This window comes from Streptomyces sp. NPDC001348 (assembly GCF_053597535.1).
The window spans coordinates 78,942-85,185 of record NZ_JBSFIK010000021.1 but is presented as its reverse complement, the minus strand read 5'-3'; the positions used below and the strand labels follow the sequence as shown (position 1 = coordinate 85,185).

4 protein-coding genes are annotated in these 6,244 nt (G+C 74.0%); all 4 read left to right on the top strand.

What is annotated here, in order from left to right; translation table 11 throughout:
* Positions 1-2,749 (top strand): cobaltochelatase subunit CobN (cobN, locus tag ACWC21_RS22505; RefSeq protein WP_450884496.1); only part of this gene is annotated, 2,749 nt, incomplete at its 5' end.
* Positions 2,746-4,740: a putative cobaltochelatase gene (locus ACWC21_RS22500; protein WP_450884494.1), complete on the top strand. Its 1,995-nt coding sequence runs from the start codon at positions 2,746-2,748 to the stop codon at positions 4,738-4,740. The genes cobN and ACWC21_RS22500, both read left to right, overlap by 4 nt.
* The gene (gene cobO / locus ACWC21_RS22495) at positions 4,740-5,348 is read left to right on the top strand and encodes a cob(I)yrinic acid a,c-diamide adenosyltransferase (protein WP_450884492.1); all 609 of its coding nucleotides are present in this window, start codon (positions 4,740-4,742) and stop codon (positions 5,346-5,348) included. Before ACWC21_RS22500 ends, cobO begins: the two co-directional genes overlap by 1 nt.
* A partial coding sequence (locus ACWC21_RS22490) for a cobyrinate a,c-diamide synthase (protein WP_450884490.1) occupies positions 5,342-6,244 on the top strand: 903 nt, incomplete at its 3' end. The genes cobO and ACWC21_RS22490, both read left to right, overlap by 7 nt.

The following is a 6,244-nucleotide window of genomic DNA, read 5'->3' as shown; positions in this document are numbered from 1 at the left end:
GCGGGCGGGACGGGTCGCCGGGATCGCCGTACGCCACGCCCGGTTGAAGCACAAGGCCAACGCCGAGAAGAGGGTCGCGCTGGTCTTCACCGCCTACCCGACCAAGCACTCCCGGGTCGGCAACGCGGTCGGACTGGACACCCCGGCGTCGGCGGTACGGGTGCTGGACGCCCTGCGCGACGCCGGGTACGTGGCCGAGGGGTACCCCGACAACGGCGACGAGCTGATCCACCGCCTCATCGAGGCCGGCGGGCACGACGTCGAGTGGCTCACGGAGGAGCAGCTGGCCGCCGCGCCCGCGCGCGTGCCGCTCGCCGACTACCGGGCCTGGTTCGACAAGCTGGATCCCGGGCTGCGGGACGGCATGCTGGAGGCGTGGGGCGAGCCGCCGGGCTCCCTCTACGTCGACGGCGACGACATCGTCCTCGCCTCCCTCCGGTTCGGGAACGTCGTCGTCATGATCCAGCCGCCGCGCGGCTTCGGCGAGAACCCGATCGCGATCTACCACGACCCCGACATGCCGCCGTCGCACCACTACATGGCGGCCTACCGGTGGCTGGAGGCCGCGACATCGGAGGGGGGTTTCGGCGCCGACGCGATCGTGCACATGGGCAAGCACGGCACGATGGAGTGGCTGCCCGGCAAGGGCCTCGGGCTGTCGCGCGGCTGCGCGCCGGACGCCGTCCTCGGTGACCTCCCGCTGGTCTACCCGTTCATCGTCAACGACCCGGGCGAGGGCACCCAGGCCAAGCGGCGCGGGCACGCCACGGTCGTCGACCACCTGGTGCCGCCGATGGCCCGCGCCGACACCTACGGCGACCTGGCCAAGCTGGAGCAGCTGCTCGACGAGTACGCGCTGGTCTCCGACCTGGACCCGGCGAAGGCACCTGCTGTGCGGGCCCAGATCTGGACCCTGGTCAAGGCGGCCGAGCTGCACCACGACCTGCATGTGGCCGAGCAGCCGGACGACGACGAGTTCGACGAGTTCGTCATGCACATCGACGGCTACCTCTGCGAGATCAAGGACGTGCAGATCCGCGACGGCCTGCACATCCTGGGCGGCGGCCCGGTCGGCGAGCCGCGCGTGAACCTGGTGCTCGCCGTGCTGCGGGCCTCGCAGGTGTGGGGCGGGCAGGCCCACGCGCTGCCGGGGCTGCGGGCCTCGCTGGCGGCCCACTTCGGGCTGGCGGAGAAGGACCTGCTGGCCGAGCCGGGCGCCCCGGTGAAGGTGCCGGCGGAGCTGACGGACCTGGTGGCGGGACCGGCGCGGACGGCCGCCGACACCATCGACCTGCTGGAGCAGCTGTGCCGGCGGTTCGCGGAGGGCATGGAGTCCCGGGCGTGGGACGTGACGGCAGCGGCCGGTCTGGTGCGTGAGGTGCTCGGCACCGAACTCCCCGAAGCCGTCGCCGTGCTGGAGTTCGCCTGCACCGAGGTCGTGCCCCGGCTGGCGCGGACCACCGACGAGATCGGGCACATCCTGCGCGCGCTGGACGGCGGTTACGTCCCGGCGGGTCCGTCCGGCTCGCCGACGCGCGGACTGGTCAACGTCCTGCCGACCGGCCGCAACTTCTACTCCGTCGACCCCAAGGCCATTCCGTCACGGCTGAGCTGGGAGGTCGGACAGTCGCTGGCGGACTCGCTGGTCGCGCGCTACCTGCAGGACACGGGCGCGTACCCGAAGTCGGTCGGCCTGACGGTCTGGGGCACGTCCGCCATGCGCACCCAGGGCGACGACATCGCCGAGATCCTCGCCCTGCTGGGCTGCCGCCCGGTCTGGGACGACGCCTCGCGCCGGGTCACCGGCTTCGAGGTGGTCCCCCTGGCCGAGCTGGGCCGACCGCGCATCGACGTCACCGTGCGCATCTCCGGCTTCTTCCGGGACGCGTTCCCGCACGTCGTCGGGCTGATCGACGACGCGGTGCGGGCGGTGGCCGAGCTGGACGAGCCCGCCGAGTCCAACTACGTACGGGCGCACGCCGACGAGGACACCGCGCAGCACGGCGACCGGCGGCGCGCGACCGCCCGTGTCTTCGGCTCCAAGCCGGGCGCGTACGGCGCGGGCCTGCTGCCGCTGATCGATGCCCGCAACTGGCGCTCGGACGCGGACCTCGCCGAGGTGTACGCGGTGTGGGGCGGCTACGCCTACGGGCGCGGGCTCGACGGGCGGGCGGCCCGCGGGGACATGGAGACGGCGTTCCGGCGGATCGCCGTCGCCGCGAAGAACGTCGACACCCGCGAGCACGACCTCGTCGACGCCGACGACTACTTCCAGTACCACGGCGGCATGGTCGCCATGGTGCGGCACCTGACGGGCGCCTCCCCCGAGGCGTACGTCGGCGACTCGGCCGTGCCGGACCAGGTGAAGACCCGCACGCTGGGCGAGGAGACGCACCGCGTCTTCCGGGCCCGCGTGGTCAACCCGCGCTGGATGGCGGCGATGCGCCGGCACGGCTACAAGGGCGCCTTCGAGATGGCTGCGACCGTCGACTACCTCTTCGGCTACGACGCCACCGCGGGCGTGGTCGACGACTGGATGTACGAGAAGCTCAGCGCGGAGTACGTCTTCGACGCCGAGAACCGGGACTTCATGAAGAAGTCCAACCCGTGGGCCCTGCGCGGGATCACGGAGCGGCTCCTGGAGGCCGCCGACCGCGGGCTGTGGGCGGAACCGGACGCCGACACGCTGGAGCGGCTGCGGGCCACCTACCTGGAGCTGGAGGGCGACTTGGAGGGCGACGAGAAGTGAGTACCCCGTTTCCGTTCACGGCCGTCGTCGGCCAGGACGACCTGCGGCTCGCGCTGCTGCTGAACGCCGTGTCCCCGGCGGTCGGCGGGGTGCTGGTGCGCGGTGAGAAGGGCACGGCCAAGTCGACGGCGGTGCGTGCGCTGTCGGCGCTGATGCCTCAGGTGGACGTCGTCTCCGGCTGCCGGTTCTCCTGCGACCCCGGCTCCCCCGACCCCGCCTGCCCGGACGGGCCGCACGCGCCGGGGGCGTTCGAGTCCCGGCCGGCCCGGATGGTCGAACTGCCCGTCGGCGCCTCCGAGGACCGGCTGGTCGGCGCACTGGACATCGAGCGGGCGCTGGCCGAGGGCGTGAAGGCCTTCGAGCCCGGACTGCTCGCCGACGCGCACCGCGGGATCCTCTACGTCGACGAGGTCAACCTCCTCCACGACCACCTGGTCGACCTGCTGCTCGACGCCGCCGCGATGGGCGCCTCCTACGTGGAGCGGGAGGGCGTCTCCGTACGGCACGCGGCCAAGTTCCTGCTCGTCGGCACCATGAACCCCGAAGAGGGCGAGCTCAGGCCCCAGCTCCTCGACCGGTTCGGGCTGACCGTGGAGGTCGCCGCCTCGCGGGAGCCGGAACAGCGGGTGGAGGTCGTACGGCGGAGGCTGGCGTACGACGACGATCCCGCCGGCTTCGCCGCCCGGTGGGCCGAGGAGGAGGCCGCCGTACGGGCGCGGATCGTCGCGGCGCGGGAACTGCTGCCGTCGGTGCGGCTCGGCGACGGGGCGCTCCGGCAGATCGCCGCGACCTGCGCGGCCTTCGAGGTGGACGGCATGCGGGCCGACATCGTGATGGCCCGCACCGCGACCGCGCTGGCCGCCTGGGCCGGGCGGACCGACGTGCTCGCCGAGGACGTGCGGCAGGCCGCGCTGCTGGCGCTGCCGCACCGCCGCAGGCGCAACCCCTTCGACGCGCCCGGCCTCGACGAGGACAAGCTGGACCAGACCCTGGAGGAGTTCTCCGGCGAGGACGACGAGGATCCCGATCCCGACGGTCCCGGTGGCGGTGGCGGCGGACAGCCCCCGCAGGGCGACGGCGACCCGCAGGGCGGGGACACCGGTGCGCGCCCCGAGGCCGGTGAGGGCGGGGAGCCGCAGCCTTCCGGCGCCGGGGCGGGTGAACAGGCCCCCGCACGGGCCGCCGAGCCCTTCCGTGCCAAGGTGCTCAGCGTCCCCGGCATCGGCGAGGGCGCCGCCGGCCGGCGTTCCCGGGCGCGGACCGAACACGGCCGCACCACCGGGGCCCGGCGCCCGCGGGGCACGCTGACCAAGCTGCACCTGGCGGCCACCGTGCAGGCCGCCGCCCCCCACCAGCGGGCGCGCGGGCGGTCCGGGCCGGGGCTGGTCGTACGGCGGGACGATCTGCGGCAGGCCACCCGGGAGGGGCGCGAGGGGAACCTCGTGCTGTTCGTGGTGGACGCCTCCGGGTCGATGGCGGCACGGCAGCGGATGAGCGCCGTGAAGGGCGCCGTGCTGTCCCTGCTCCTCGACGCCTACCAGCGGCGGGACAAGGTGGGCCTGGTGACCTTCCGCGGGAAGGACGCCCAGGTCGCCCTGCCGCCGACGTCGTCCGTGGACGCGGCGGCGGCCAGGCTGGAGTCGCTGCCGACCGGCGGGCGGACGCCGCTGGCCGCCGGGCTGCTGCGCGCTCACGAGGTGCTGCGGGTCGAGCGGCTGCGCGATCCGGCGCGGCGGGCGCTGGTCGTGGTGGTGACGGACGGGCGGGCCACCGGCGGCCCTGAGCCGGTCGCCCTGGCGGGGCGTGCGGCGCGGCTGTTCGCCGCCGAGGGCGTCGCGTCGGTGGTCGTGGACTGCGAGTCGGGGCCCGTGCGGCTGGGGCTCGCGGGGCAGCTCGCGGGTGAGCTCGGGGGTACGGCCGTGACGTTGGACGAGCTGCGGGCGGATTCGATCGCCGGACTGGTGAAGGACGTACAGAGGAGGGCCGCGTAATGCCTCAGGGACAGCCGAGTGTGGTGCCGGACGACGGGCTGACGACCCGGCAGCGGCGCAACCGGCCGCTGGTCGTCGTCCACACGGGTATCGGCAAGGGCAAGTCGACCGCCGCGTTCGGGCTCGCGCTGCGCGCCTGGAACCAGGGCTGGCCGATCGGGGTGTTCCAGTTCGTCAAGTCCGCCAAGTGGAAGGTCGGCGAGGAGAACGCGCTGCGGGTGCTCGGCGCCTCCGGCGAGGGCGGCACCGTCGACTGGCACAAGATGGGCGAGGGCTGGTCCTGGGTCCAGCGCGATATCCAGGGTGACAACTCGACCAACGAGGAGAAGGCCCGGGAGGGCTGGGAGCAGGTCAAGCGGGACCTCGCCGCCGAGACGTACAAGCTGTACGTGCTCGACGAGTTCGCGTACCCGATGCACTGGGGGTGGGTGGACACGGACGAGGTCGTCGACGTGCTCCGGAACCGGCCCGGCACCCAGCATGTGGTCATCACCGGGCGGAACGCGCCGGAGAAGCTCGTCGACTTCGCCGACCTCGTCACCGACATGTCCAAGGTGAAGCACCCCATGGACGTCGGGCAGAAGGGGCAGAGGGGCATCGAGTGGTGACTTCCGTGCCTCGGCTGGTCATCGCCGCGCCGGCCTCCGGCAGCGGCAAGACCACCGTTGCCACGGGGCTGATGGCCGCGCTGACCGGGCGGGGGCTGGCCGTCTCCCCGCACAAGGTCGGGCCCGACTACATCGACCCCGGGTACCACGCGCTCGCGACCGGGCGGGTGGGGCGCAACCTCGACGCGTACCTGTGCGGGCCCGAGCTGGTCGGGCCGCTGTTCCTGCACGGGGCGCGCGGGTGTGACATCGCCGTCGTCGAGGGTGTGATGGGGCTGTACGACGGCGCCGCCGGGGAGGGTGAGCTGGCGTCCACCGCGCATGTGGCGAAGCTGCTGCGGGCGCCGGTGGTGCTGGTCGTGGACGCGTCGTCGCAGTCGCGGTCGGTGGCGGCGCTGGTGCACGGGTTCGCGTCCTGGGATCCGGAGGTGCGGGTCGGGGGCGTGATCCTGAACAAGGTCGCGTCCGACCGGCACGAGGCTCTTCTGCGGGAGGCGCTGGATTCCGCCGGGGTGCCCGTGCTGGGGGTGTTGCGGCGGGTGGCGCAGGTGGAGACGCCGTCGCGGCATCTGGGGCTGGTGCCGGTCGCCGAGCGGCGGGGTTCGGCGGTGGGGGCTGTTGCCGCGATGGCGGCGCAGGTCTCCGCCGGGTGCGATCTGGAGGGGCTGGTCGCGCTGGCGCGCAGTGCGGGAGCCTTGTCGGGTGCTGCCTGGGATGCGGCCGGGGCTGTGGGTGTCTCGCCCCCGCCGCCCCTGCCCTTCCCGTCCTCCAGGGGCTCCGCCCCTTCGACCCCGCCAGGGGGCTCCGCCCCTTCGACCCCGCCAGGGGGCTCCGCCCCTTCGACCCCGCCAGGGGGCTCCGCCCCTTCGACCCCGCCAGGGGGCTCCGCCCCTTCG

Coding starts and splice junctions, on each gene's coding strand:
- cobO (WP_450884492.1), top strand. CDS start 4,740: ATGCCTCAGGGACAGCCGAGTGTGGTGCCGGACGACGGGCTGACGACC.